This window comes from Arthrobacter sp. LFS091 (assembly GCF_047977885.1).
GTDB lineage: Bacteria > Actinomycetota > Actinomycetes > Actinomycetales > Micrococcaceae > Arthrobacter.
In genome coordinates this window covers 252,279-277,828 of record NZ_JBFPFP010000005.1, presented here as the reverse complement: position 1 = coordinate 277,828, position 25,550 = coordinate 252,279, and the positions used below count along the sequence as shown (strand labels likewise).

General features: G+C 64.2%; 25 protein-coding genes. 11 read left to right on the top strand and 14 right to left on the bottom strand.

What is annotated here, in order from left to right; translation table 11 throughout:
* Positions 1 to 89: 89 nt before the first annotated feature.
* Positions 90 to 563 carry an Lrp/AsnC family transcriptional regulator gene (locus ACNQOP_RS11530; protein WP_284987068.1) on the bottom strand — a complete coding sequence of 158 codons (474 nt, stop codon included), beginning with the start codon at positions 561 to 563 and terminating at the stop codon, positions 90 to 92.
* Positions 564 to 737: 174 nt separating this feature from the next.
* Between ACNQOP_RS11530 and ACNQOP_RS11525 the strand changes: the two genes are divergently transcribed.
* The 5 genes from ACNQOP_RS11525 (at position 738) to ACNQOP_RS11505 (ending at position 5,526) form a co-directional block, all read left to right on the top strand.
* Complete coding sequence (locus tag ACNQOP_RS11525) at positions 738 to 2,120, top strand: amino acid permease (RefSeq protein WP_416404518.1); 1,383 nt, start codon at positions 738 to 740, stop codon at positions 2,118 to 2,120.
* 142 nt (positions 2,121 to 2,262) lie between these two features.
* A complete protein-coding gene (locus ACNQOP_RS11520; protein ID WP_416404517.1) occupies positions 2,263 to 3,309 on the top strand; it encodes a thiamine pyrophosphate-dependent enzyme in 1,047 nt (348 codons plus the stop codon).
* Positions 3,302 to 4,372 (top strand): alpha-ketoacid dehydrogenase subunit beta, encoded by a 1,071-nt coding sequence (locus ACNQOP_RS11515; protein ID WP_416404516.1) that lies wholly within the window; start codon positions 3,302 to 3,304, stop codon positions 4,370 to 4,372. Before ACNQOP_RS11520 ends, ACNQOP_RS11515 begins: the two co-directional genes overlap by 8 nt.
* Entirely contained in the window at positions 4,365 to 4,694 is a 330-nt protein-coding gene (locus ACNQOP_RS11510; protein WP_211711587.1) for a biotin/lipoyl-containing protein, read from the top strand. The genes ACNQOP_RS11515 and ACNQOP_RS11510 overlap by 8 nt, the downstream gene beginning before the upstream one ends.
* Positions 4,695 to 4,698: 4 nt before the next feature.
* Complete coding sequence (locus tag ACNQOP_RS11505; RefSeq protein ID WP_235521566.1) at positions 4,699 to 5,526, top strand: alpha/beta fold hydrolase; 828 nt, start codon at positions 4,699 to 4,701, stop codon at positions 5,524 to 5,526.
* A gap of 42 nt (positions 5,527 to 5,568) precedes the next feature.
* Here ACNQOP_RS11505 and ACNQOP_RS11500 read toward each other — a convergent pair whose 3' ends face one another.
* Positions 5,569 to 5,982, bottom strand: coding sequence for a MarR family transcriptional regulator (locus ACNQOP_RS11500; protein ID WP_416404515.1), 414 nt, complete (start codon positions 5,980 to 5,982; stop codon positions 5,569 to 5,571).
* 38 nt (positions 5,983 to 6,020) lie between these two features.
* Between ACNQOP_RS11500 and ACNQOP_RS11495 the strand changes: the two genes are divergently transcribed.
* Positions 6,021 to 6,737: a phosphoribosyltransferase gene (locus ACNQOP_RS11495; protein WP_416404514.1), complete on the top strand. Its 717-nt coding sequence runs from the start codon at positions 6,021 to 6,023 to the stop codon at positions 6,735 to 6,737.
* A gap of 89 nt (positions 6,738 to 6,826) precedes the next feature.
* Here ACNQOP_RS11495 and ACNQOP_RS11490 read toward each other — a convergent pair whose 3' ends face one another.
* Entirely contained in the window at positions 6,827 to 8,161 is a 1,335-nt protein-coding gene (locus ACNQOP_RS11490) for an MFS transporter (RefSeq protein ID WP_416404513.1), read from the bottom strand.
* A gap of 131 nt (positions 8,162 to 8,292) precedes the next feature.
* On the opposite strand from ACNQOP_RS11490, the gene ACNQOP_RS11485 reads away from it, so the two are divergent.
* Entirely contained in the window at positions 8,293 to 9,039 is a 747-nt protein-coding gene (locus ACNQOP_RS11485) for an IclR family transcriptional regulator (protein ID WP_235521569.1), read from the top strand.
* Between the two features lie 122 nt (positions 9,040 to 9,161).
* Positions 9,162 to 9,962, top strand: a complete 801-nt coding sequence (locus ACNQOP_RS11480) for a MoaF C-terminal domain-containing protein (protein WP_416404512.1) — start codon at positions 9,162 to 9,164, stop codon at positions 9,960 to 9,962.
* Positions 9,963 to 10,036: 74 nt separating this feature from the next.
* Here the strand turns inward: ACNQOP_RS11480 and ACNQOP_RS11475 are convergent, their stop codons facing one another.
* The gene (locus ACNQOP_RS11475) at positions 10,037 to 11,512 is read right to left on the bottom strand and encodes an APC family permease (protein WP_416404511.1); all 1,476 of its coding nucleotides are present in this window, start codon (positions 11,510 to 11,512) and stop codon (positions 10,037 to 10,039) included.
* A 235-nt stretch (positions 11,513 to 11,747) separates the two neighbouring features.
* On the opposite strand from ACNQOP_RS11475, the gene ACNQOP_RS11470 reads away from it, so the two are divergent.
* On the top strand, positions 11,748 to 12,710 hold the full coding sequence (locus tag ACNQOP_RS11470; RefSeq protein ID WP_284987059.1) for a helix-turn-helix domain-containing protein: 963 nt from the start codon (positions 11,748 to 11,750) through the stop codon (positions 12,708 to 12,710).
* 27 nt (positions 12,711 to 12,737) lie between these two features.
* Here ACNQOP_RS11470 and ACNQOP_RS11465 read toward each other — a convergent pair whose 3' ends face one another.
* From ACNQOP_RS11465 to ACNQOP_RS11440, 6 genes are all read right to left on the bottom strand, one after another.
* On the bottom strand, positions 12,738 to 14,099 hold the full coding sequence (locus ACNQOP_RS11465; RefSeq protein ID WP_416404510.1) for an MFS transporter: 1,362 nt from the start codon (positions 14,097 to 14,099) through the stop codon (positions 12,738 to 12,740).
* Positions 14,100 to 14,185: 86 nt separating this feature from the next.
* Entirely contained in the window at positions 14,186 to 17,242 is a 3,057-nt protein-coding gene (locus ACNQOP_RS11460; protein WP_416404509.1) for an AAA family ATPase, read from the bottom strand.
* Entirely contained in the window at positions 17,239 to 18,417 is a 1,179-nt protein-coding gene (locus tag ACNQOP_RS11455) for an exonuclease SbcCD subunit D (protein ID WP_416404508.1), read from the bottom strand. The genes ACNQOP_RS11460 and ACNQOP_RS11455 overlap by 4 nt, the downstream gene beginning before the upstream one ends.
* Positions 18,418 to 18,488: 71 nt before the next feature.
* The gene (locus ACNQOP_RS11450; RefSeq protein ID WP_416404507.1) at positions 18,489 to 19,430 is read right to left on the bottom strand and encodes an MIP/aquaporin family protein; all 942 of its coding nucleotides are present in this window, start codon (positions 19,428 to 19,430) and stop codon (positions 18,489 to 18,491) included.
* Between the two features lie 153 nt (positions 19,431 to 19,583).
* Positions 19,584 to 19,934, bottom strand: coding sequence for a DUF202 domain-containing protein (locus ACNQOP_RS11445; RefSeq protein ID WP_416404506.1), 351 nt, complete (start codon positions 19,932 to 19,934; stop codon positions 19,584 to 19,586).
* Between the two features lie 28 nt (positions 19,935 to 19,962).
* Complete coding sequence (locus ACNQOP_RS11440; RefSeq protein ID WP_416404505.1) at positions 19,963 to 20,319, bottom strand: YidH family protein; 357 nt, start codon at positions 20,317 to 20,319, stop codon at positions 19,963 to 19,965.
* An 81-nt stretch (positions 20,320 to 20,400) separates the two neighbouring features.
* Here ACNQOP_RS11440 and ACNQOP_RS11435 point away from each other — a divergent pair, with 81 nt between their 5' ends.
* Complete coding sequence (locus ACNQOP_RS11435; protein ID WP_416404504.1) at positions 20,401 to 21,471, top strand: ADP-ribosylglycohydrolase family protein; 1,071 nt, start codon at positions 20,401 to 20,403, stop codon at positions 21,469 to 21,471.
* Between the two features lie 9 nt (positions 21,472 to 21,480).
* On the opposite strand, the gene ACNQOP_RS11430 is transcribed toward ACNQOP_RS11435, so the two are convergent.
* Together ACNQOP_RS11430 and ACNQOP_RS11425 are read right to left on the bottom strand one after the other, a co-directional pair.
* Positions 21,481 to 22,032, bottom strand: a complete 552-nt coding sequence (locus ACNQOP_RS11430; protein ID WP_416404503.1) for a DUF4395 domain-containing protein — start codon at positions 22,030 to 22,032, stop codon at positions 21,481 to 21,483.
* Positions 22,033 to 22,099: 67 nt separating this feature from the next.
* The gene (locus tag ACNQOP_RS11425; RefSeq protein ID WP_416404502.1) at positions 22,100 to 23,110 is read right to left on the bottom strand and encodes an exonuclease domain-containing protein; all 1,011 of its coding nucleotides are present in this window, start codon (positions 23,108 to 23,110) and stop codon (positions 22,100 to 22,102) included.
* Between the two features lie 153 nt (positions 23,111 to 23,263).
* Here ACNQOP_RS11425 and ACNQOP_RS11420 point away from each other — a divergent pair, with 153 nt between their 5' ends.
* A complete protein-coding gene (locus ACNQOP_RS11420; RefSeq protein ID WP_257369291.1) occupies positions 23,264 to 24,025 on the top strand; it encodes a DedA family protein in 762 nt (253 codons plus the stop codon).
* Positions 24,026 to 24,109: 84 nt separating this feature from the next.
* On the opposite strand, the gene rdgB is transcribed toward ACNQOP_RS11420, so the two are convergent.
* Together rdgB and rph are read right to left on the bottom strand one after the other, a co-directional pair.
* Complete coding sequence (gene rdgB, locus ACNQOP_RS11415) at positions 24,110 to 24,769, bottom strand: RdgB/HAM1 family non-canonical purine NTP pyrophosphatase (RefSeq protein ID WP_284987052.1); 660 nt, start codon at positions 24,767 to 24,769, stop codon at positions 24,110 to 24,112.
* Positions 24,766 to 25,524: a ribonuclease PH gene (gene rph / locus ACNQOP_RS11410; RefSeq protein WP_011775233.1), complete on the bottom strand. Its 759-nt coding sequence runs from the start codon at positions 25,522 to 25,524 to the stop codon at positions 24,766 to 24,768. Before rph ends, rdgB begins: the two co-directional genes overlap by 4 nt.
* Positions 25,525 to 25,550: the final 26 nt, after the last annotated feature.

The following is a 25,550-nucleotide window of genomic DNA, read 5'->3' as shown; positions in this document are numbered from 1 at the left end:
CCGCGCGATCCTGATCGGATCCTAGTTAAAGTCATATTGACTAGAACTAATGGTACGACTCAATCCGCCGTCCCGCAAAATGCTTTGCGTCACACTGAATTGGCCGCCGCCTCCATCAGGGGAAGGGTCCGTCCCTGAATGTGGCTGTTCAGCACAATGACCGAGGAACAGCGGACCACCGACTTCGTGGCGATCATGGCATCGAGCACCCTCTGCATGTCGGGATTGGACCTCGCGGCTATGCGGACCATAAGGTCTGAGTTCCCCGTGACCGTGTGGACCTCGATGATCTCCGGAATCGCGCCCAGGCTTTCGATGATCGCGTCGTGGCCGATTTCCTGCGTGATGGTCACCGAACAGAAAGCCACTACGGGGAACCCGAAGTTTGCCGGATCCGGCTGCGGCACCCAGGAACCTATGACCCCGCTTTCGATCATTCGGTCGATCCGGGACTGCACTGTAGCCCTCGCGACCTTCAGCACCCGCGACGCTTCCAGCACCGAAGATCGCGGCGAATCGGTGAAGAAACGTACAATTTTTGCATCTAGCGCATCGACCAGCATCAAAGTTCCTGTCCCCTGGGTTTCATACCCATCACATCGCCACGGCAAAAAGTGATGTATCTTACAAACTGCGAGAATTATTCCACGGCTCTTGCTGCGTCGTCGACGCCCGCGTGCCAAGCCTATGAAGCCGGCACGCCAAACCAGCATGAAATCCATAGAAGGTAGACACGTATGACAACGAAGTCCATCGCGGCTCCTGCATCAACGGCCGGCCTCGGCCACTCACTCAAACCGCGCCAGCTGACCATGATGGGACTGGGCAGCGCCATCGGCGCCGGCCTCTTCCTTGGGTCAGGAGCGGGAGTTCAGGCCGCCGGGCCGGCTGTTCTCATTTCCTACCTCGTCGCCGGAACGCTCATCATCCTCGTCATGTGGGCGCTGGGTGAGATGGCAGCCGCGAACCCCAACAGCGGGGCATTCTCGGTCTACGCCGAAAAGGCCCTCGGCAAAACGGCCGGCGGCACCATCGGCTGGCTCTGGTGGCTCCAGCTCGTGGTGGTCATCGCCGCGGAAGCCCTCGGGGCGGCAGGGTTGCTGTTCTCCGTCTGGCCAGTCATCCCGGTATGGATACTGGCCCTGGTCTTCATGGTGGCCTTCACCGGGATCAACCTCGTAGGCGTCCGCAACTTCGGCGAGTTCGAATTCTGGTTCGCCATCCTCAAAGTCGCCGCGATTGTCATCTTCCTGCTCATCGGCGCAGCGCTGCTGTTTGGCTGGCTGCCGAACGTCCCCTCACCGGGCCTCTCCGCGTTCGGGGATTTCGCTCCCCACGGTATTGGTGGCATTGCCGCCGCACTGTTCGTAGTGATCTTCGCCTTCGGTGGAACCGAGATTGTCAGCGTTGCCGCCGCGGAAACCGAAAACCCTGCCCACAGCGTCGGCAAGGCGATCCGCACTGTCGTATGGCGCATCCTTGTCTTCTACATCGGATCGGTCTTCGTCATCGCAGCCGTCCTCCCCGTGGGTTCAGAAGGACTGAAGTCCCCGTTCGCCGGAGTCCTGGACCTCGCAGGGATTCCCGGCGCCGGCGCAGCAATCACCCTGGTAGCTGTTGTCGCGTTGCTCTCGGCACTGAACGCCAACCTCTACGGTGCCTCGCGGATGATCTTCTCCCTCTCCGAGCGCGGGGAAGCTCCTCGGCTCCTGTCCCGCCTGAGCGCTTCGAAGGTTCCGGTAGCCGCCGTCGGCGTTTCAGTTGCCTTCGGCTTCATCGCAACCATCCTGGAACTACTGTTCCCGGACAAGATCCTGCCGGCGCTCCTGAACCTGGTCGGCTCCACCTGCCTGGTGGTCTGGGGCACCGCACTGGTGTCCCAGTTCATCCTGCGCCGCAGGGCGGACCGGGAGGGGACCGAATTGCCGCTTCGGATGAAAGGCTTCCCCTACCTCACCATCGTTGGCCTGGTCCTGCTGGGCATCATCCTTGTGGTGGGCTTTGCCAATCCCGAAAGCGCCGGCCAGCTGGTGGGCACCTTCCTGCTGATCCTGGCCATTGCTGCCGGCTGCTTCCTCAACGCGAGGGCAAAAGCCGCCAAGGACGCAGCGGGCGCCTAAAAAGCCTCCTGCTAGCAAGCATCCAGAAGCCCTGCACAGTTTGTACTGTGCAGGGCTTCTTCGTGTGCCCAAATTGTACAAAGTGCTCCGTTTAAAGTGAGCTGATTGCGCACAGTCGAGGGCGGTGACTAAGGTCACAGCCATGACTCTCAAACCTGTGCTGGCCGCACTCGATGATGATGCGGCCCCGCTCACCCACCATCAGCTCCGTGAGCTGTACACCCTGATGGTTGCCGTCCGCCACCTCGACACTGCCGCAGTCGCCTGGCAGCGTCAGGGCATCATTCCCGGCTACGCCCCCGAGCTTGGCCAGGAGGCCGCCCAGGTGGGCAGCGGATACGCAGTGGACCGCGTCCGTGACTTCGTTTTCCCCACCTACCGCGAAATGGGCGTTGCCCGCGCCATGGGCGTGGACATGGTGGGCTACATGTCCACACACAAGGCCACCTGGCACGGCGGCATGTACAACCCGCTGGAATCCAGGTTCGCGCCCATCCAGGCAGTGGTTGCGGGTTCCGTCCTGCACGCCGTCGGGTGGGCGCATGGCCAAACCCTTGCAGGAGCACAAGAGACGGGGGTTGCCGTGACATACTTCGGCGACGGCGCCTCATCACAGGGTGACGTCCATGAAGCCATGAACTTCGCAGCCGTCATGAAGGCCCCGGTGGTGTTCTTCATCCAGAACAACGGCTGGGCCATCTCCGTCCCGACCGAACGGCAGGTTGCCGGCGGTTCCGTCGCCGCCCGCGCCGCCGGATACGGCATCCCGTCACTTCAAGTGGACGGCAACGACGTAGTGGCAGTCTTCGAAGCCACCCGTTCGGCCCTCGCACATTGCCGCGCCGGCAACGGCCCCGTGGTGATCGAAGCCATGACCTACCGCCGCGGCCCGCACTCCACCGCAGACGATCCCGGCAGGTACCGCACGCTCGATGAAGAACGGCTCGGCGCGGGCGAGGACCCGCTGGAACGCTTCAAGCAGCGCTTGCTCGCAGACGGGGTGGCCGACGAGGCCTTCTTCGCCGAGGCTCAGCGCAAGGCAGCCGAGGAAGAGGAAACCATCCGGGCGGGGATCGCAGACCTCGGCCCGCGCCCAGGCGCTGAGATGTTCAGCCTGGTCTTCCAAGAGCCAACGCCCGCCCTTCAATCCCAGGCCACCGCGTGGCGCGAGGAGTCCGAACATGCCTGAGACCACCACCGCTGAGGCCACGGCAACCACCGCCGTCGGCATTCAACAGCTTTCCATGCAGCAGGCCCTGAACCGGGCCCTCGACGAAATCCTCAACGAGAACCCCAAGACGGTGATCTTTGGAGAGGACTGCGGCCAACTCGGCGGAGTGTTCCGCATCACCGACGGCCTCCAAGCCAAACACGGCGAGGCACGCGTTTTCGACACCCCCCTTGCCGAGTCGGGCATCCTGGGCATGTCCGTTGGCTTGGCCATGGCCGGCTTCCACCCCATCCCGGAGGTCCAGTTTGACGGTTTCGCATACCCGGCGATCAACCAGATCGTCTGCCAGATCGCCCGGATGAACTACCGAAGCCGCGGCACGCTGCCCATGCCGATCACGCTGCGCGTCCCCAGTTTCGGTGGCATCCGCGCCCCCGAGCACCATGGCGAAAGCCTTGAAGCCCTGTTCGCCCATGTGCCCGGCCTGAAGGTGGTTTCGCCGTCGAACCCACACGACGCCTACCATCTCCTCAAGTACGCTGCCACCCGTCCGGATCCGGTCATCTTCATGGAACCAAAGTCCCGGTACTGGCAGAAGGGACCGGTGGACGTCGCGTCCGCGGACCCAAACACAGCACCGCGCGACGGCGGAACGGACGACGCCGGAAGCCTCACCGGCGCCCGGGTGGCCAGGGAAGGCCGGCACCTTACGCTGGTGGCCTGGGGAGCCATGGTCTCCCGCTGCCTTCAGGTGGCTGAACTGGCGGCCGAGGACGGCATCGACGTCGAAGTCCTGGACCTGCGCTGGCTCAAGCCCATCGATGCCGAAGCACTGGCAACATCCGTGGGCAAGACGCGGCGCGCCGTCGTCGTCCATGAAGCGCCGCTCACTTCCGGCCTTGGGGCCGAAGTTGCGCAACTGATTACCCAGAGCTGTTTCGCGACACTCAAGGCACCGGTGGAGCGTGTGACCGGCTTCGATGTCCCCTACCCCTCCGGGGACCTGGAGGACGAATACATCCCCAACATCGATCGCATCCTCTTTGGGATCCAACGAGTACTGGAGTACCGCCGTGGCTGAAATTTCCTTCCCGCTTCCCGATCTTGGTGAAGGCCTCATCGAAGCAACCGTGCTCGAATGGCTGGTCGAACCCGGCCAGCAGGTCGAACGCAACCAGGCGATCGTCGAGCTCGAAACCAGCAAGTCAGCCCTCGAATTGCCCAGCCCGCAGGCAGGTAAAGTGGTGCGTATTCACGGGGCGCCCGGTGAGACCATCAACGTTGGCGAACCGCTGATCGTGTTCGAGGTTCCGGATGACACCGCCGGAATCGTGGGCACTGTTCCGAAGGACGAAGCACCCAAGCGCCGGGTCCGCCTGAGCGCCGTACTCGATGAGGACTGACACCATGACCGGCAGGCACACCGTGGAACACAGCAGGCACACCGTGGAGGGCACAGACCCGGGACTGTTCGTGGAAGTCCATGAGCCAAGTGCCGACGCCGGACTACGCCCGGTGCTGCTGATTCACGGTTTCTCCTCCTCCAGCAAGCTGAACTGGGTAGACAGCGGATGGCTTGCAGCCCTCCAGGATGCCGGCCGCAGGGCGATCACCGTTGACCTTCCAGGCCACGGCCGAAGCCACTCCCCCGAAGACCTGGACTCGTACACGCCCAGCCGCATCCGGGCGGACCTCCTTCAGATAGTCACCGACGTCGGCGCCCGGCCGCTGCGCGACGGCGACCCGTCCACCGGGCTGGACATCATCGGCTATTCGCTGGGGTCCCGCCTGGCGTGGGAGTTCGGCGCGACCCAGCCGGACCTGGTCCATCGGATCGTCCTGGGTGGGCCCAGTTCGGCTGATCCTTTGGCCGCTTTCGACCTCGCAGCCGCGCAACGGCACCTGGCCGACGGCACGCCCATCGCGGACGAATCGACGGCCGGACTGCTGAAGATGGCGCAAATGCTGCCGAGCAACAACCTGTTCGCCTTGCTCTCACTCATCGAGGCCATCAAGGGGGAACCTTTCGATCCGGCCGAGGCGGCCCCGCATATGCCTCTCCTGCTGGTTGCCGGCGAGAAAGACGAACGTGCTGCGACGATGCCGGAACTGGCCTCCATTGCGGGCAAGCACGGTGGCATGGTTGAGACCCTGGTGATTCCGGGGCGGACGCACACCAATGTGGTAACCAGCCGGGCTTTCAAGGAAGCTGCCCTCGAGTTCCTGGGAGTGTAGGGCCCACGCCCCCTTGCAGGCGGCTGGTGCTGCTGGCTGAGGTCAGCGGGCCAGCCGCTCTGCGTTGAGGCTCATGCGCTCCAAGACGCTGAGCGCCATGGCGTACTCGTCGATGCCGATGCCCAGGGACAAGTCCTGGCGGGCATCTTCGACGAGCCGTTGGGCCTCGTGATACGTTTCCCGGCCCCGCTCACTGAGCGTCAGCCGGTCATCGACCATGGTGATCAAGCCCCGGCCCACCAAGGCAGCGAGCTCCCGCTCACGCAAACGGATATCGTTGCCCCACAACGGTCGCAGGCTTTCCTCGAGTTCGTCAGGAAGCATGGCACCCCCCGAAAGGGTTCCCAAGGTATGCCACTGACGTTTGCTGAGTTTGATCCGCGCCAACGTCCTGTCCAACTGGACGTCCAACGAGGCGTCGAGCCTCTTGATCCAGTATCCGATGGGCTTGTTCACACTGCCATGCTTTCAGTGGAGGCCTCGCCCGGCAAGGCATGGACGGTAGGCTTGGGAATGCAACGAATTTCGTGGAAGTGGAGCAGATGGGCATGCGTTTCAAGGACCGTGCGGAAGCCGGTCGCCGCCTGGCCGAAGGGCTCCCCCAGCTCAGGGAACGCCCTGACACCATAGTCCTGGGCCTCGCCCGCGGGGGGATTCCCGTCGCTGCCGCCGCGGCCTCCGAACTTTACCTGCCCTTCGGAGCCGTACTGGTCCGTAAGCTCGGCATTCCGGGCCGGGACGAGACCGCCTTCGGAGCCTTGGCATGGTCCAACGGGGACGTCCTGCGAATCGTCAACAAGCCGCTCAAGGAACTCATTCTCTCCCGCGGCATTTCCCAGTCCGCGCTTGACGCCGTGGAAGCCCACGAGCGCTCTGAGCTCCTTCGACGCGCCAAGCAGTACCCGGGAACAAGCCATGATCTCCGGGACAAGACCGTGGTCCTGGCGGACGACGGACTCGCCACCGGAGCCACCATGCGCGCTGCCGTGGAAGCCGTCCGCGCCAGCGGGGCCAGCACCGTGATAGCGGCCGTTCCGGTGGCATCACTCGAGGCGTCAACGTCCCTGGGCCGGGTATGCGACTACGTGTTTGCCCTGCACACACCCGGTAAGTTCCACGCAGTCGGCGCCTTCTACGAACGGTTCGAGCAGTTGTCCGACGCCGACGTCGTGAGCCAACTGGAAGGTGCCGGTTCCAACGGTCGGCGGTAACCGCCGTCGTGACGCTGCAAGACCTGAGGCGACAAAAGGGTGCGGCCCAGAGGACCGCACCCTTTTGATCCGCCTGATAGCGGAAGAGCCTAGTGGTGGACGCTGTAACCCAGCGGCCGTCCCTTCGTCTCCTTGGCGAGGATGACGCCCACCGAGGAGATGATGCAAAGACCCATGATGTACAGCCCCACTGAACCCGACCATTTCGTGGAATCCAGGAGTGCTTGGGCAATCAACGGCGCGAAAGCACCACCAAGGATGGCACCGAGGGCGTAACCGATGGAGATGCCTGAGTAACGGACCTGTGCCGGGAACATCTCGGCGTACATCGCAGACATCGGACCGTAGGAGAGTCCGAGTCCGATGGTCAGGACAACCAGCGCCGTCCCGTACAGCAGGATGTCCTTTGAATCGATGAGCACGAACATGGGGATCATCCAGGCGAAGACAAGCCCGTAACCAATCAGGAAGGTCTTCACGCGTCCAATCCGGTCCGAAAGCCAACCCCCCACCATGGTGAAGATGAGCCAGCCGAAGGAAGCAATGGTTGTCGCCAGGAGGACCTGGGGCGCGGGCATCTTCAAGGTCTTGGTGGCGTAGGAGATGAAGAAGGCAATGAGCAGGTAGCCGGCGGCGTTGTTGGCAATGAAGATCAGCGCGGCGAGGACGACTTCCTTCTTGTTCCTGCGGAAGAGTTCACCAAGAGGTGCTTTGCTTTCTGCCTTGCGCTGGGCAAGCTCCTTGAACACAGGGCTCTCGCCAACGGCGCGGCGGATCAGGTACCCCACCACGATCAGGACCACCGACAACAGGAACGGCACGCGCCAGCCCCAGGCCGCAAAATCCTCCTTGGACATCCCCGACTGCAGGAAGAACAGCAGCCCGGTAGCAAGGATCATGCCGATGGGCACGCCAATCTGGGGGTAGGCACCGAAGAGGCCGCGCTTCTGGATAGGCGCGTGCTCCACGGCCATCAGGGCCGCTCCACCCCACTCGCCACCAGCCGAGAAACCCTGGAGGACACGCAGGAAGATCAGCAATACCGGTGCCCAGAGCCCGATGGTGTCGTAGGTCGGGAGGACGCCGATCAGGGCGGTTGCTGCACCCATCATGACCAGCGTCATGACGAGCACTGCCTTGCGTCCCATTCTGTCGCCCAAGTGCCCGGCAACGAACGCCCCCAGCGGACGGAAGAGGAAGCTGATGCCAATGGTGGCGAAAGACAGGAGCTGGGCTACACCCGGGTTGGACTTTTCCAAAGGAGAAAGAAACAACGGAGCCAGCAAGGTGGCCGTGAGCTGGGCGAAGATGAAGAAGTCGTACCACTCGATAGTGGTGCCTACCAGCGTCCCGGCAAGCACCCGGCGCTCTTCGCGCTTGCTGCTGGGGCCTGACGGTGAGTCGACAGTGGAAGTTGCGGTCATTGGAACTCCATGTGGGGTGAGGGTGCGGTCAGCGAGTGACGTACATAAACCGACAGAACGGTCAGTTAGGAAAGGATACTACATGCTGTGACCCAAGGCACAGGCACGCGCCGTGGCCGGTCCAACATAGGATGGTTCGCATGAATCCCCGCAGCGGCACCCAGGGCACCACCGACGCGTCCACCCAGGCGCCGCCGTCGCAAACCCTCTCCCGGGGGATTCGTGCGCTGGAAATACTGGCAGCAGCAGAGCGTCCCCTCAGCATCGCGGAACTGACCGAGGCCCTGGGAGTGCACCGCTCGGTGGCCTACCGCATCCTGCGGACCCTCGAAGACCATTCACTGCTGGTCCGCGACGACTCCGGACGGGTCCAGCCCGGGCCGGGATTGGCCGTGTTGGCCCGGGGCGTGTCACGGAACCTGCAAGCGGCAGCGCTGCCCGAACTGACCCAAGTGGCCAACGAACTGCACATGACCGCGTTCGTCGCGGTCTGGGACCACCAGGAATGCGTCACCCTCGTAACGGTGGAGCCCCGCCACTCCGGTGCGGCACTCGCCCAGCATCCGGGCAGCCGGCACCCCGTTGGCACAGGCGCCCCAGGGATCGCCATCCAATCCACCATGACCGAGGAACGGTGGCAGCAGGTGGGAGCCGGCATCCCCTACCGGGAAGAGGCCCGGGAGGCGCACCGCCTGGGCTATGCCACCAGCCACGACGAAGTCATCGCCGGACTGTCCTCCATTGCCGCTCCCATCCGGGTTCCCGGCGGACGGCCGGCCGCGATCGCCGTCGTCTACATCCGTCTGGACCAGGATCCGGACGCCGTGGGCCAGGCACTGGCGGCGAGCGCAGCGCGCATCGAAAGCCAACTCGCCTGAACCATTCCTTCCACGCCAAGCAGCGTGCCGGGCAGCACAAGACGGCAGCCGGGGCCGGACCGAATACTCGAAGAAGGACCGGACACGCTGTCCCGTCCTTCTCCCGAGACTGAGAAGGAACCATGAGCCTGAATCTTCTTGACACCTCCAACTGGCTGCCTTTGGATGGCCTGGCACCTGGCTTCGACGCCAACAAAGCCCCCACCGTGCAGGACCTTGCCGGGCAACGGTTCTCCGTCCACAGCGACGGCGGATCCATGACGTTCAGCTTCGACGACGAAGCCGTGCAATGGTCTGCGGCGGGACATGCCGGAACATCCACTTATGAGGCCTTTGCCGTGGCCGAAGATCTGTACTACGCCCAATGGCAAAGCGCCCTGAAGCCGGAACTCGCCGTTTCCCTGGTCCTGGACCTTACCCACGGCCGGGCACTCTACATCGGCGCCCTCCTTGGCAGGGCAACGCCTTCCAGCGTTGCCGTCAGTCACGATTTCCGTCCGGGCACCCTTGACGAATACCAGGCCACTGGCCCTGACATCACTGAAAGCACCGGACTCATCGGCCGCCGCGTTGAATGGGTCTACAGCGGATCGCATGCGTACGAGCACATCTACCTCAGCCCCACTTGGTACACCTGGCAATGCCTGGCAGGTCCGGAGCGCGGATTGGCCGACACCGATTCCAACACGGTCTTCGAGGTCCGCCCCGGGATTTTCGTGTTCACATGGCGGGAAAAGGTCATTCCGTGCGGCTCGGTCACCATTGCCGACCACCGCGACCCGAACGCCATCCGCTCCCATGGAAGCCTGTTCGGCTGGGATGAGGCAGGAACCACCCCCGTGCACTTCACGTTCGGCGCGCACGGCCGCCTGATCAGCATGACCCTGCACAGCCCCGAACTGGACCCGGCCCAAGGGCTCTAACCCCCAGGAGGCAGGCCCGGCACAAGGAAGCCCCGGCGCGGAATGCGCGCCGGGGCTTTCTTGGCAGATCAGGGTCAGTCTTCGGCGCCGTGGCCGATCCGGGCGTAGAGTGCCGGTTGCGAGCGCCTGAGGCGCAGGCCCCAGATGATGCCCACGACGCCGGGCAGCAGGACCAGCGCGGGCAGGACAAACGTGGCTGGTGTCGATTCGGTTTGGCCCAGCAGGACGTTGAAGTTGGTGGCGATCAGCACAAATACCACAGCCAGGAGAACGAAACCCAGGCCCGGGGCGACAACCCTGACCCACAGGCTTGCCCCATGCTGCTGCCGGCGGAAGAAACCGATCACGGCAACGGAGACCACGGTCATGAGCAGCACCAGGCCCATGGCGCCGCTGTTGGTCAACCACGTGAACATGGTCAGCACGGGGTACAGTTCGCCCAGCTCGGAGCCCGATCCCGCGATGGCAAACCCAACGGTCACGACGACGGCAATCACCGTTTGCGCCAAGGAACCGGCGAACGGTGCCCCGCTCTGCGTGCGAACCTTGGCCAGCGCGGCCGGAAGGACCCGTTCGCGGCCCAGGGAGAAAAAGTAGCGCGCCACTGCATTGTGGAAACTGACGAGCGCGGCAAAGAGGCTTGTGACAAACAGGACCTGGGCGATATCGCTGAGCAGCACACCACCGTTGGCGCCCAGGAAAGCAAAGATCATGTCCGGGCCGGAGGTTGCCGCGGTCTCAATGACAGCTGACGGCCCCGTTCCTACGGTCATCGCCCAGGAAGATACCGCATAGAAGACGGCGATGATGCCCACGGCGGCAAAGGTGGCACGGGCGACGGTCCGCTGGGGGTCCTTGGATTCCTCGCCGTAGATAGCTGCCGATTCAAAACCCATGAAGGCGGCGATGCCAAAGGACAGTACCGCGCCGATGCCGGGAACGAACAGGCTCTCAGGGCTGAAGGCAGCTGCGCTGATGCCCTCAGGGGCCACGGCGAGGCTGATGATGTCGTACACGATCACCACCAGGAACTCGAGGGCCACCAGGACACCAAGGACCTTCGCCGACAAATCCACCCTGTTCACGCCCAGCCAGCCCACGATCGCGATGCACACCAGCACGGGTACCCACCAAGGAACGCTGATGCCCAGCCGCACGGACAGGAGTGATGAAACTGTGAAGCCGAAGAGTCCGTAGATCCCCACTTGCATCAGGTTGTAGGCCATCAGGGCAACCAGGGAAGCGCCCACTCCGGCCGGCCTGGAAATGCCTTGCGCTATGTACGCATAGAACGCGCCGGCGTTGGTGACGTAGCGACTCATAGCGGCGTAACCCACAGCGAACAACGCCAGGATTCCGCCGAGGAGCAGGAAGGACAGCGGGACGCCGGTCACCCCCGTGACGGCGAACGTGGTGGTTACTCCGCCTGCCAGGACGGTCAGCGGCGCGGAGGCCGCGATGATCATAAAGGTCACTGCCGGTACGCCCAGCCGCTTCTTGGTGACGGCGGCTGCGGGGGTCCTGCCTTTGACGGGGTTGTCCACGCTCATAGTGTGCTCCTGCCTCGGTGCCGCGGGAGAGAGCGCGGCACGGTGTCTGTCATTCCGCAATCTTCCACCGCCGTGCCACCGCGTGACTTGTCTCACACGGCAAGGTCGTTGTCGCTGGACGCAGGCACAGTGCCACATGGTCCCCGGTGTAGAATCGTGGGCAAGCTCACGTCCCGCAGTGCCGGCCCTCCCGGCCCACTCGCAGCGGCACCGCGGGCCTCTGAAAGGGAGTTTGATGACCGTCGCGGCCGAAACCGGCCCCGCAACCGTGGAAACCATCGTGGCGGAGTCGTTCCAGGAGTGGAGCAGGGCAATCTCCGCATCCTTCGTGCCATTGCTGGCCCAAGGCCCACGCAACTCAGCCTTCCACGGAACCATGCGGGCACGTGTCCTTGACCAGATCTCCGTAGTTGAAGTCACCGCCGGACCCCATGCTGTCCTCCGCACTCCTGAGTTGATAGCCAAGTCCACCGGCCGCTTCTTCAAACTCAGCATCCAGCTCAGTGGGTCCGGTCGCCTGGTGCAGGACGAACGCGAAGCCGTGTTGCGCCCCGGCGACCTCTCCATTTACGACACCTCACGCCCGTACCAGCTAACGTTCGACGACGACTTCCGCACTTTGGTGCTGATGTTCCCTCACGTCCTGCTGGACTTGCCGGCCGAAGCCATGGGCCATGTGACAGCTTTGCGGATTCCCGGTGACGAGGGGCTCGGCGAACTCATCAGCCCCTTCCTGGTGAAACTGGCCGACAACCTTGAAGCCCTGTCCGGCACCAACGGCCTGCGGCTGGTCCGCAATGCCCTGGACCTGGTGACAACGCTCTTTAACGGCGAACTCGACCAAATGATCGAGACGGGCCGCGATCCCCACCTGCTGTTGCTGGGCCGCATCCACGACTACATCGAAGCCAACCTCGGCGATCCCGGACTCTCCCCCGGAACCATCGCCGCAGCCCACTACATCTCCACCCGCCACCTGCACGATCTTTTCCAGGAGATCGGCACTACGGTGGCTTCGTCGATCCGGCAACGGCGTCTTGAGCGGTGCCGCCGGGACCTGATGGATCCGGTGCTGGCAGAACGCCCTGTCACGGCCATCGCAGCGCGGTGGGGATTCACTGACGCAGCCCATTTCAGCCGCATCTTCAGGGCCGCTTTCGGCAACTCCCCCACCGGCTACCGCAATGCCGGAGCGTGACCAGCCCTAACGTCGGGGCTTGGAAGGTCAACCCTGGGGCCGACGCTTCATCACCAGGAACGTGACGACGCCCAGCATGAAGAGTCCTGCTGCTGCGCCCATGGAAACCACGAACGCCGCCCCGGAGCCCTGGGTTTGGGCCAATTGCCCGGCCAGGTAGGAGCCCAGTGCGGTACCCGCTACGATTCCGCTGGCCAGCGCCGTCATCACGGTTGCCATCCGGCCGGCAGGCGCCACCAGGCCACCGATGCTGAAGACGGTGACCATGACCGGTCCCACAGGAATGCCAAGGACCAGCAGCACCAGGACCATGGGCCAGATTCCGCCCGGGAGCAGCAACAGCAACGACAACACCGACATCGCCAAGGCAGCGGCTACCCAGCGCGCAGCCAAGCTGAACCGTTGCGGCCAGAAAGCGACAGACAACGCCGCAACCGCTGAGCTCATGCCCATGACCGCGTACAGAAGCCCGGCGATCTCGGCTGTAGCGTATTGCGCCGAGAACGCGCTCAAAGCGTTCTGGGTCGCGCCGAAAAAGGTCCCCATGCAGACCATGGCCAGGACCGGAACTGCAACCACGGCACCGGCCCAGCGGTTACGCCGCTGTGGTTTCGCTCCGCCGTTTTGCCCTGCGGCGGGCACGACGCCGGTGCGCGCCTTTCGTGGGGCCGGCACCACAGCTTGTTGGCTGGGATGGACGGCAAAAGCAGGAACGAGGGTGATGGTCATGACAGCAGCCAGGGCAAGGGGCAGCCAAGGGGCTACGATGCTCGCCAGGACGCCCACCAAGGCGGGACCAAGGACGAAAGTGATTTCGTCCGCGGTGCCCTCGTAGGACAGGGCGGTATCCAGGTCGGCCCGGTTGGCCGCGACGCTCCTGCCCCCGCTGCCTGCCGCCGGCGAAAGGTTGCGTGTGGTCAGCGCCATCCAGCGGACCCTTGCCATGGGACCTACCTGGGGACAGCTCGCCCCGGCCAGGAACGCGGCGACAAGGACGGCGATCGCGTCAGCCGCCGATTCGTAGCCGGGAGTGAGGTAGGCCGCAGCAAGCAGTCCGGCAACGGCCAAGGTGTTGACGATGGCCGCAACGACAAGCACGATGCGTTGGCCGGCGCGGTCAGCCAGGGAGCCCAGGACCGGAGCACCCAGTGCAGAGCCGATGCCTACGGCTCCGGCTGCCATCCCGCCGATCGCGTACGAATGGCTGACGGCTGTCACCAAGGTCAAGGTACCCACGGTAAGCATGGCCAAGGGGAGCCTGGCGAAAAGACCCAAAGGCAGGAAGCCGGGTTCAGCCAGTTCGGGAAGCCGGGCGAAACGGCCTGGCAGGCGTGAGGGACGTGCTGGCGCCAATGACAAGGGCTCGGAGGCCACAGAAGATTTTTCCATTAATCCGGGTTCGCTAAAAGGTGCGCATCGTCCCTCCTCCCGATGCGCGCGACCCGGTGTAACGGGGTAAGTCTATCGGATATGGGTCATGAGGGAACTACCTCGGCAATCCGCACACTGGACCCATGGCGCCCCTTGACCACCTGGAGCTGGCTGGTGATGCGCTGCTTCATCTCCGCAACGTGGCTGACCAGTCCGACGACCCGGCCGCCGTCGCGTAGTCCCTCCAAAGCGTCCATGACCTGCTCGAGCGCTTGCTCGTCCAGGCTGCCGAAGCCTTCGTCGACGAAGAGCGTTTCAATGTCCACTCCACCGGCCTCATGCTGGACGACATCCGCGAGCCCCAACGCCAGGGACAGGGAGGCCATGAAGGATTCACCGCCCGAGAGCGTGGACGTGTCACGATGTTGGCCGGTCCATTCGTCGACTACTTCCAACCCAAGGCCGGACTTCGCGCCCCGCGCAGCCTTGGCATCGGTGTGCTGCAAGGTATACCGGCCATCACTCATGGCAACAAGCCTTTCGGAAGCGGCAGCGGCCACCTGCTCCAAACGAGCAGCGAGAACATAGGTGTTCAAGCTCATCCGGTAACTGTTCTCCCCGGCTCCCCGGACGGTTTCAGCCAGCCCGGCAAGCACGCGGGCCTTCCTGCGCGGTTCTTCAGCGGCCTGGGCAAGGGAACGGTACTCCGCCCGATAGCGGCGAATGGCGTCAACCGACTTGCCCGCGAGCCCTGCGGCCAGGGCAGCAGACCGGGCATCCTCTGCGGCCTTGGCAGCACGGAGCCGTGCTTCCGCGCGTTCGGATTCAGGCATGGGCAGTTCGCCGATGCTGGCTTCCTTGCCAGCCAGGACCAGGTCTTCGCTGGCAAACAGCTCGTCCAGCTTTGCTGCTTCGGCGTCGAAATCGGCGAGGTCCTGCTCGAGTCCAACGACGTCGGCGGGAGACAGCAACTCGCGACGGGCTTCTTCAGCGGTGGCAAACCCGGATTCGGGCAGCGCGCGTTCCAGTGCGGCCGCGGCCTCGCTCATGACATGCCGGGCGCCCTCCAGCTCCTGCTCCCCATCGACAGCCTCCTGAAGGAGGGCACTTTCCCTGGACAGCGCTTCCAGACGTTCGCGCAGGCTGGGGAAATCCCCCCTTAGACCTTCCAGTTCGGCTGTCAGCGCATCGCATTGCTCCTGCAGAAGCTGGACACTCGAGGCCGCCTGCGCTGCCGCGCCGACTGACGCGGAATGTTCTTCCTGCACCTGGGCCACTCGTTTGCTGAGGACCTCAAGCTCGCCCCGCAGCTCCGCCAGCAAGGTGGACGCATTCCGGGCTTCCAGCGCAGCAGCCTCAGCCGCCACAAGGCTGGCCTTAGCCTCGGCGAGGTCAAGTGAACCGCCTTGGGCCGCCAACCCGGCGACAACCTGGGCCGCAGCGGAAACGTGCCCGGCCAACTCTGCCAGGGCTTTCTCGCTGCCCTCAAAAAGCTGCCTGGCTTCTTCCTCGTCCTGGGCCAGAGACAGGGCCGAGCGCGCAGCTGCCGCAGGCTGCGGATGGTCCGCACTGCCGCAGACGGCGCACGGCTTCCCGTTCTCCAACGCCGCGGCAAGCTCCCCTGCGGCGTTGGCGAGGCGGAGCTCGCGGACATCAAGCCAGCGCTGACGAAGATCCTGCGACGCTGACCGTGCTTGGAGGTGTTGGCCGTTGAGGGTGTCGAGTTCGTGTGCTGCGGTGGAGTAGCGGGCTACGATGCCTACCAATTCGGCTGCTGACGCGGCGTCCCGTTCCCGGTCTGCGAGGTGGGCAGCGAGAGGTTCCAGCGGCTCAATCCTTGACTCCAACGTCGAGGCTTCTTCGCGTAATTGAGCCAGCAAGGACGTTGCTTCCGCCGCCGCAGCCAGATGGGTTGTCTCTTCAGTCCGCTTGGCAGCGAGACGTCCGGCGATTTCCTCCATGCGTTGCTCGTCCGGCAGCCGGGCTTGGAGTACCGCATGCGATGCCTTCGCTTTATCCAGGGCCACTGTGGGATCTTCGGTCGCCACGCCCGCCGCAGCCAGTTTGCCGCGAGCCTTTGCCACCCGTTCAACAGCGGCATCGACCTTTCGGGCCGCAGTTCCAACAGCGTCGAGCTGGCCGCTGAGAACGGCAGCACGACGGTGTTTGGCCAACGCTTCCCTGTTCTCAAGCGCCCGGGGTGCCGCCAATTCAGCAACAATCTTCCGCTGCAAGGCGGCAGCGAGGCGGGCATGCCGCAGTGACTTCTCCTCGGCTTCCTTGAATTCCTCGGCATACCGGACGGATCGCGTTTCCGCTTCGGTGGCCGCGGCCTCCCGGCGTTTCCGTTCGGCCTCAACGTCTTCTTCGACAACTTGGAGCCACGCCTCAGGGTCCCCGTTGTCAGCCTGGGGTGTCTCTCCAGCAGTAAGGGCAGGCCCGTCATGGTCGTCCGGTGCATCCTCCCCCGTGGCGCCGGAAACACCCAGCTGTGCCTGTTCTGAGGCAATCCTGTCCAGCAGCATCTGGAGACCCGATGCGTTCTCCCCAACCTCTTTGGCTGCTGCCGCCGCTTGCTGGGCGAGTTGCTGTTCGACGGCCTCGAACCGCTGAGTACCGAAGAGTTTCTGGAGGAGGTCCAGGCGGTCGCCGGCCTTTGACCTCAAGAAGGCTGCGAAGTCCCCTTGGGGGAGCATCACTACACGGGTGAACTGGTCCCGGTCCATGCCCAGGACGTCGGAGAGCTCGGCACCTACCTCGTCATTCCTGGATGACTTTTCCTCCCATGTGCCCCCGATGCGTTCCCGGAGAAGCGTCTTGGCCTGCTGGGTTGTGTACCCCTTGCGGCCACGGGCGCTGGGTCGTTCCCATGCCGGAGAACGGCTTACCTCGAAACGCCTGCCACGGGCTGTGAATTCGCAGACCACGCGCGGTTCGGCCCCCGGTGCCGCGTGGTCGCTGCGAAGCCGCTTACCTTCCTGGCGGGCGCCGGGCACAGATCCGTACAGGGCGAAACAGATGGCATCCAGGATGCTCGTCTTGCCGGCCCCGGTGGGGCCATTGAGCAGGAAGAGTCCCTGGGAGCTCAACTGGTCGAAGTCGATGTGCTGCGGGGTCGCAAACGGACCGAACGCTTCGATGTCCAGGCGGTGGATTCTCACAGCTCCGCTTCCTCCAACCGAACGGCCTCAAGGGCTTCCCGCAGCGCAGTTTCTTCGGCCTCGCCTGCGGTACGGCCGCGGACATGGTCCAGGAAGCCGCAACATACTCCGAGGTCGTCCTCAGCCTCGGCAAGCCGGGTGCTGTAGCTGGTCTTGGACCGGGCTTCGGCGCCTTCGGGGTCGAATGCCAGGACCAGGGTGTCTGGAAAACGGCTGCGCAGCGTCTCCATGGCTTGGGCGGGTCGCTGGGCGTCCGTCAACGTGATGTGGCAGTACGCAGCTTCCGCCCACGCATGCTCCGCGGACCCCAGCAGGTCATCGAGCTTTCCCCTCAACACGGCGAGTGTCCGTGGGGCCTCCCATAGGACTTCCTGGACGTCCGGCACGCCATCGGCACCGATCTCCACCAGCCAGGCGCCCTTGTGGTGCTTGGCCTCCGAAAACGAGTAGGCCAAGGGTGAACCGGAGTAACGGACGTGGGGTGCCAGCTCCTGGCGGCCATGGAGATGACCGAGCGCGGTATACGTGAAATCCTCGAAGAGATCCAACGGGACCGCGCCCAGGCCGCCGATACTCAGGTCCCGCTCACTCTCCGAGGTGATACCGCCGCTGGCGAAAGTATGGGCCAGGACCACCGGATGAACTGGCCCGGAAACGCGGCGTTGTGCAACGTCGGCCTTGATGCGCTCCACCGCAGCGAGCGTGACCTCAAAGTGGGTGGCGCTGGGGGCCTCCAACCGCTCAGCCACGAGCCGCGGTTCAAGGAACGGAATGCCGTAAATGGCCACTGTCGCAGGGTTTCCTTGGCCGTCCGGACGTGCAGGCAACATGACCGGTACGTCCAGGTCCTCGATCCGGGTCCGCAAATGCACTCCCCCACGTTCCAGTAACCGTGAGGCGAAGCCCAGCCTGATCGCGGAGTCGTGGTTGCCGCTGGTCAGCACAACATTGGCCCCCGCCTGGGTAATGCGCACCAAAGCCTCATCAAGCAGCTTGACGACATCCAATCCAGGCAGCGCGCGGTCATAGACGTCACCGGCAATCAGGACAACGTCTACGGACCTGGCTTCGACGAAAGACACCAGCTGGTCCACGAAGTTGCGCTGGGCTTCAAGCATCCCAACGCCGTGGAAAGACCGGCCAAGATGCCAATCGGAAGTATGGAGTAACCGCATATTCTCAAGTTATCCGGGAGCACCGACATTAAAGCGGAGGCGAGCCGACCGCCGTCGATCCTGTCCGGCTGCTAGCCTTTCTTGCCCTCGAAAAAGTCGCGTGCGTCATCGTCGGCGACGGGAGCAGCAGGAGCCGGACGGGCCGATGTGCTGCCTTCATCCTGGCTGCCCTTCGCCTCACGGGTCACTGCAACGTCCTCGGTGGGGTCCGCCTCCGCGTCGAAGGAATCGTTGACGCCGCCATCTGCGAGCACGGAGCTTGCTTCGGCACCCTGGTTGCCGGCAGAGAAACCCTGGAAACCCCTGAATGCCAGACCGGCGAGCGCGGCACCCATCAAGGGAGCCACCCAGAAGAGCCACAAACCGTCCAATGCCCAGGAGGGGCTGAAGAACGCCTGCCCTGTGGCACGTGCAGGGTTGAACGGAAGGTTGCCCAGGACCTGTCCAAACTGGAGCAGGACAGCCGTGGCGAGTCCTACTGCGAAAGGTGCCACTGCAGGAAGTGCGCGGCGGCCGGAGGTGGCCCCAAGGAACACGGCGACCAGCAGTGCCGAACCGATAACCTCAACGAGCAGGACCCCGGCCATCTGGGTTTGTGCAGCGGCGTGTTCACCATAACCGGCAGCCACAGAGCCGAAGGCTGCGCGGGCGTCCGTCAGCACGGGAACGGTCAGCACCACGCAGTATGCAAGGGCGGCACCCACAACACTGCCAATCACCTGGGCCACGATGTATGCGATCGCGGCCACCGCGCGGATGCGGCCCGCAATCAGGTTGCCCAAGGTGATCACCGGGTTGAAGTGGCCACCGGAAACGTACCCGAAAGCCAGCATCGCCACGGTAACCGTCAGGCCGGTTGCCAGTGCTGCAGGCAGCGGGGCACCGGAAGGGTTGGAGAAGATCGAGACACCGACCGCAACCAGCACGACGAACATGGAGCCCAAAGCTTCAGCCGACAGCCGGGCGATGAGTCCCGGTTGGGGATCGGAGGTGGCGTGCACAGGAGAGGTCATGACGAAGTTGTCCTTACGGTTGGTGTGCAGGTAGGTATGGCCTGCCGCGGATCGCGCTGCACGGTGGCGTGCCCATGGTTCGCCCGGAACGTCCGGAGTCCTTGAGCATCTTGCCAGCCGAATCTGGGCAGTTGCTGAATCCCGCCTCCGAGCTTATCCGCCCAAGGCTATCGCTGCGATGGCCGTGCCCCCGAGGCCCACCACTGCCAGCGTGCTGACCAGGACCAACCGTGCCGATGCCGCCTGGCTGCCAGCCTGGAGCTGGCGTGAGCGGACCCACACCACTGCGGCGAGGACTACCGTGGCCGCTGCGGCCATGAGAGCGCAAAGCCCTTGGTAGTCCAGCCCTGGCAGGCCGGCGACGACGTTGCCGGCGGCGGCCTCCGATGTCAGCCAGCTTCGCCAGATGAAAAGGTCCACCACCACCAGCGAAATCAGTGTGCGTCGCCATGCCAGCGTGGTGCGTTCGGGTTGCAGGCCAGGATCCCGGACTTCCACGCTCACGGTTCCGTCCTTTTCGATCCGACCATACTCAACGCGCCACGAGGATCAACACGGCGAAGGCGAAGGCGGCTACGGCCACCACGATGGTCATGAACAGCATCACCCGGGAGAAAGGGAGGGCCTTGTCATTGCGCATCGCGGCTTCCATCTGACCCCAGCGACGATACGACAAGGCGGCCAGCCCGGCCCCGACAAGCGCCAACAGTACACACAGAACCAAGCGCACCGGCGTAGGGGCGATGTTGGGGGCCAGTTGGTCAACCGCTACCGCGCCCGCGAGCAGCGCCAGGGATGTGCGGATCCATGCCAGGAAGGTACGTTCGTTGGCCAGCGAAAACCGGTAGTCAGGTGTCTTTCCGGTCCGTCGCCAAGCAGGTTCACGCACGTTGTCTCTCCAGGGTTTCATCGGTGCCGGCAGCTTCCCCACCATATCAGCGGGGGCCTGGGGGCACGGTAAGTTACTGGCATGAGTGTTGACGCTTCCTCCCCCGCCGTTCCGTCCTTCGAATCCCGGGTTTACGGGTCACTTTTGGGAGGGGCGTTGGGTGATTCCCTGGGTTACGAGGTGGAGTTCGATTCCCTTGCCGCCATTCGCGCACGGTTTGGGCCGAACGGCCTGACCTCGTTCACGCAGCTCGACGGCGGCAGCCACTTTTCGGACGACACCCAGATGACGCTGTATACGGTTGACGGGCTCGTAGAAGCCCTCGAATGGGCGAACGACGGTGTAGCTGCGGACGAGATCGCCTGCCTCTGGCTCGCTTACCTGCGTTGGCTTGCGACCCAGGATGTCGCCGTTTCGTCCTCCGCTCCAGCGCCGCAGCCCCGGTGGATTGACTCCCAGGACGTGCTGAAGCATCGCCGCGCGCCCGGCAACGCCTGCCTCAGCGGCTTGGCGACCGGCGACATGGGAACAGTAGCCCGGCCCGTCAACCCGGACTCCAAAGGATGCGGCACAGTGATGCGCTCAGCCCCGTTCGGGCTCATCCCCCACATCTCCCGTGAAGCGGTCTACAAGCTCAGCTCCGACGCCGCCTCGTTGACCCATGGACACCCCTCGGCACGGCTCAGTGCGGCCGCCTTCAGCCTGTTGATCCACAACATCGTGGCAGGCAGCGACATCCGTACTGCCGCCGTCGACGCCCTTGAGTACGTCAGCGCCGTTCCCACCAAGGCACCCGAGCTCGGTGAAAGGCTGAACGCGGCCCTGCAATTGTCCGCGGAGTCCGCAACGTTGGGTCCCGAGGAACTGACCGCGGAGCTCGGTGAGGGATGGGTGGCTGAGGAAGCACTCGCCGTCGGGCTGTACGCCGTCCTGTCCACGGGTGGCAGCGAGCCGGCAGAACATTTCCGCAACGCAATCGGCGTCGCCATTAACCACAGCGGTGACAGTGACTCGACCGGATCGATCGCGGGCAACATCCTCGGCGCATACTACGGCGAGAGGTGCCTGCCCGCGGATTGGCTGGAGGCATTGGAAGCACCGGAGGTCATCCGCGGTATGGCCGACCGTCTCCTGGCCGTCACCACCGGCTGAAGGCAGGGGCTAGGTTCTGCGAAGCGTGATGTTGTTGCAGGCCTCGCACACGTCCTCCGGAATGAGGCCACGGCGCTGCAGGAAACCGAAGATTGCACACCCCAGGCAGAAACCGGCGAATGCCTCCAGCGAGGCCGCAACGATCAGCAGAGCAAGCAGAATCCATGCAGCCGGCTGGAAGCCAGTGAAGAACAGCACGACGGCGGCACTGGTCAAGGCGGCCCCGATACCTTGGGCGAACCTCTTGGGAGGACCGGCAACCAGCTTGGCATGACCAATTCGCGGAGCCAGGACCTTGACGGACAACAGGGCCAACGGGGAAATCCGCGGACCAAAAAGCACGCGGAGCCAGAAACCTGCGGCGAGGGCAACCAACCCCCAGCCCCAGCCGGTCACCAACGTCACGACAGCGAGCACCACCACGAGCCCGGCCGTAATCCGGGCGGCGTACTCGTTGACGGGGTTGGGAAAGGCAAACACTGCGCGCCAATCAATCCCACCGCTAACGGGAGTGTCCGCAGCTTGGCGGGCCGGCGCTTGGGGAAAGCTTGGCTTGGTCATGAACCAAGGCTAGGAGCGCTGCTGCACGGACGGGAAGCAATATTGCGCAGTGTGACCCCCCGGCCGGTCAGGCGCCGCCCACCATCTGCAGGAACTCGCCCTCTGAGACTACCTCGATCTGCTGTCCCTTGGCGTGGAGCTCAAGGACCCGTTTCGCCTTGCCTGTAAGCCGTCCTGCCCGAAGGTCTCCAGCCACGAAACCGTCTCCGACAATCAGCACCGTGGTCCGGGCAGTCACACGGCTTTCGGGGCGGGCCCCCATGTCCGCGGCCCGGGACTTGGCTTCCGGCCGTGTAATGGCAAGATCACCGGTGAATACCACTGTTTGGCCGAAGAGCGGGTGTCCCGGCTCGGCCGCGGGGTTGGGCAGCGGGTTGGGGCCCTCCTCCGGCCACGCCGACCAGCCGCTTGGACCGCCCAGGGCCCCTTCCAGGGCACGTTCCAGGGAACTGCCGTTCTTGGCGGCCAACGCCGAGACTGTGGCTTTTGACAAGCCCACCGCGGAATCGAACGCCGGTTGATGGGGCAGGTTCAACCCCAGGGAAAGATAGAGTTCGGCGATGCTGTTGGCATTGTTGCGCCGGGCAATGTCCACCAGGATGCCTGCGCACGCGCGGGCGTCCTCGGCTGCGTCGTGGTGGTTCACCAGCGGGACCCCGGCTTCCTCTGCCGCGTACGGCAGGGAATTGGACACCAGGGAATAGCATCGACGCGACAGCATGACGGTGCAGACGTAGTGGTAGGCGGGCCCGGGCAGCCCGGATACTTCCAAGCCCGAGCGGATCACGCCGAGGTCAAAGGCCGCATTGTGGGCGGCAAGTACGTCCCCACCGATGAATGCCCCGATTTCGGGAAAGAGGTCCCCGAACCGTGGGCGCCCGGCGACGTCTTCAGCACGGATACCGTGGATCCGCGTGTTGTGGAACTCGAAATGATCGTGGTTCTCCGGAGGGCGCATCAGCCATGAGGCTTCTTCCACGACAACTCCGTTGCGGACCTTACTGAGTCCAACTGAACACGGGGAGCCCCTGAAGCCGTTGGCTGTTTCAAAGTCGATCGCCGTAAAGTCCAATGCCACTGGTCAAGATTACAGCGGGAAAAGTCCGCCCCCGCCGATTTGGACGGCGGGGCGGCCATTGCATGGGTGATTGTGGTGACATGCAGCCGTTCCGGCCTACGGAAATTTCCGCGGACTGGCTTCAAGTAGGCTTAATGGGTGATCTTTTCTGCGATAAGCGATATGGCCGTATCCACTTTCGGGGGCGCGGGCCCAGTGCAGCCGGCCATGGCGTCGTTCCTGCCGGACTGGTTGAACCCCGACGTCTTCCTGCGCGATTCACCGCTGGGACCCTGGGTGGTTCTCCTGGTCTGCGCCATCGTCTTCGCTGAGACCGGGTTGCTGGTGGGCTTCTTCCTGCCCGGCGACTCCATGCTCTTCACAGCCGGGTTGCTGGTGTCGACAGGCGCCATTGAGTTCAACCTGTGGGGCATGTGTGGCCTGATCATCGTCTCGGCCATCCTGGGTAACCAGACCGGCTACCTCATCGGAGCGAAAGCCGGGCCGGCGATCTTCAACAAGCCCGATTCCAGGCTGTTCAAGAGGGAAAACGTCGAAAGCGCCCACGCATTCTTCGAGAAGCACGGCGGCAAAGCGCTGATCCTGGCCAGGTTTGTGCCGATTATCCGCACCTTCGTGCCGGTCATCGTGGGCGTCGCCCAGATGGACAAGCGCAAGTTCTTCCTCTTCAACGTCATTGGCGCCGTCCTGTGGGGTGGCGGAGTTACCCTGCTCGGTGCATGGCTCGGCCAGTTCGAGTGGGTCGGCAAGAACATCGACATTATCTTCATCGTCATCGTCCTGATCTCCGTTATTCCGATCCTCATCGAGGTGGGCCGCGGATTCGTCGCCAAACGCAAGGCGGCCGCCCAGGGAACCGATCCCGTGGAGGAATTCATCGACGAGCACGACGGCGGCAAGACCGGCGAGCTCTAGGGCCGCCCGGCGTTCCGCTCAAGCAAGCAAAAAACGAATGGCACCCCGCCGCGCGGGGTGCCATTCGTTTTCGCATGTCCAGGCCTACTTCAGTTGCGGCTCTGACAATGCGTCCACGATGGCAGGCAGCAATGCCCGGAACGCCTGGCCCCGGTGGCTGATGGCGTTCTTTTCCTCGGAGCTGAGTTCGGCGCAGCTGCGGTCCATTCCGGCTGGTTGCAGCACGGGGTCGTAGCCAAAGCCACCCTCGCCGCGGGGTTCCCGCAGCAGGGTCCCCTCCAACTGGCCGTACTCCACGGTTTCATGGGCAATGCCATCGGCACCGGGCACCGCCAACGCAGCAGCGCAGACAAAGGCCGCTCCACGGAAGGAATCGGGAACGTCCGAGAGCTGCGCCAACAAAAGGTTCAGGTTGGCAATGTCATCGCCGTGCCGCCCCGACCAGCGTGCAGAGAAGATCCCGGGGGCTCCGCCCAGTACGTCCACTGCCAGGCCGGAGTCGTCGGCGATGGCCACCAGGCCGGTCGCTTCCGCCACCGCGCGGGCCTTCAGCAGCGAGTTCTCCGCGAACGTAACACCGGTTTCGGCGACATCCGGGGCACCGGCCGCAGCGGCGTCCACCACTTGGGTGTCGACGTCGAGCCCTGGCACCTGGCCCCGAAGGAGTTCACGCAGTTCCTTCAGTTTGCCCTTGTTGTGCGTGGCCAGCACCAGCCGGGGGCCGCCTGGCTCTACGGCGCTCACGGAGCCTCCGCCAGCGTTTCACGCTGGATGGCCGAAAGCTGCGTGGTGCCCAGCAGGGCGAGGTCAAGGAGGGCGTTGAGTTCGTCGCGATCGAAGGGTGCGCCCTCAGCGGTGCCCTGCACTTCAACGAATTTGCCGGAACCGGTCACCACCACATTCATGTCGGTCTCAGCGCGGACGTCTTCAACGTAGGGCAGGTCCAGCATGGGGACGCCGTCAATGATGCCGACAGAAACGGCCGCGATGGTGTCCACCAGGGGCTCGGCGTTGCGGGCAATGAGCTTGTTCTCCCGGGCGAAGCGGATGGCTTCCGCGAGGGCCACGTAGGCGCCGGTGATCGCAGCCGTACGGGTACCGCCGTCGGCCTGGAGGACGTCGCAGTCCAGGACGATAGTGTTCTCGCCCAGGGCCTTGGTATCGATGATGGAGCGCAGCGAACGGCCGATGAGGCGCGAGATCTCGTGGGTGCGTCCACCAATCTTGCCCTTCACGGACTCACGGTCGGATCGGGTGTTGGTGGCACGGGGAAGCATGGCGTACTCGGCAGTGACCCAGCCACGGCCTTCTCCTTTGAGCCAGCGCGGCACGCCCTCAGTGAGCGAAGCCGTGCACAGGACCCGGGTGTTGCCGAACTCGATCAGCGCCGATCCCTCGGCCTGCTTGGACCAGCCGCGGGTGATGCTGATGGGGCGCAGTTGGTCGGGGGTCCGGCCATCGGCGCGGATGACGGGTGTGGCTGTTGCTTCAGAAGTCATGCTCCAAGCTTAGCCAAGCCGACCAG

Excerpts from the sequence above, each read along its gene's own strand:
- ACNQOP_RS11530 (WP_284987068.1), bottom strand. The coding sequence starts at position 563 with ATGCTGGTCGATGCGCTAGATGCAAAAATTGTACGTTTCTTCACCGAT.
- ACNQOP_RS11525 (WP_416404518.1), top strand. The coding sequence starts at position 738 with ATGACAACGAAGTCCATCGCGGCTCCTGCATCAACGGCCGGCCTCGGC.
- ACNQOP_RS11520 (WP_416404517.1), top strand. The coding sequence starts at position 2,263 with ATGACTCTCAAACCTGTGCTGGCCGCACTCGATGATGATGCGGCCCCG.
- ACNQOP_RS11515 (WP_416404516.1), top strand. The coding sequence starts at position 3,302 with ATGCCTGAGACCACCACCGCTGAGGCCACGGCAACCACCGCCGTCGGC.
- ACNQOP_RS11505 (WP_235521566.1), top strand. The coding sequence starts at position 4,699 with ATGACCGGCAGGCACACCGTGGAACACAGCAGGCACACCGTGGAGGGC.
- ACNQOP_RS11495 (WP_416404514.1), top strand. The coding sequence starts at position 6,021 with ATGGACGGTAGGCTTGGGAATGCAACGAATTTCGTGGAAGTGGAGCAG.
- ACNQOP_RS11490 (WP_416404513.1), bottom strand. The coding sequence starts at position 8,161 with ATGACCGCAACTTCCACTGTCGACTCACCGTCAGGCCCCAGCAGCAAG.
- ACNQOP_RS11485 (WP_235521569.1), top strand. The coding sequence starts at position 8,293 with ATGGTTCGCATGAATCCCCGCAGCGGCACCCAGGGCACCACCGACGCG.
- ACNQOP_RS11480 (WP_416404512.1), top strand. The coding sequence starts at position 9,162 with ATGAGCCTGAATCTTCTTGACACCTCCAACTGGCTGCCTTTGGATGGC.
- ACNQOP_RS11475 (WP_416404511.1), bottom strand. The coding sequence starts at position 11,512 with ATGAGCGTGGACAACCCCGTCAAAGGCAGGACCCCCGCAGCCGCCGTC.
- ACNQOP_RS11470 (WP_284987059.1), top strand. The coding sequence starts at position 11,748 with ATGACCGTCGCGGCCGAAACCGGCCCCGCAACCGTGGAAACCATCGTG.
- ACNQOP_RS11465 (WP_416404510.1), bottom strand. The coding sequence starts at position 14,099 with ATGGAAAAATCTTCTGTGGCCTCCGAGCCCTTGTCATTGGCGCCAGCA.
- ACNQOP_RS11455 (WP_416404508.1), bottom strand. The coding sequence starts at position 18,417 with ATGCGGTTACTCCATACTTCCGATTGGCATCTTGGCCGGTCTTTCCAC.
- ACNQOP_RS11450 (WP_416404507.1), bottom strand. The coding sequence starts at position 19,430 with ATGACCTCTCCTGTGCACGCCACCTCCGATCCCCAACCGGGACTCATC.
- ACNQOP_RS11435 (WP_416404504.1), top strand. The coding sequence starts at position 20,401 with ATGAGTGTTGACGCTTCCTCCCCCGCCGTTCCGTCCTTCGAATCCCGG.
- ACNQOP_RS11430 (WP_416404503.1), bottom strand. The coding sequence starts at position 22,032 with ATGACCAAGCCAAGCTTTCCCCAAGCGCCGGCCCGCCAAGCTGCGGAC.
- rph (WP_011775233.1), bottom strand. The coding sequence starts at position 25,524 with ATGACTTCTGAAGCAACAGCCACACCCGTCATCCGCGCCGATGGCCGG.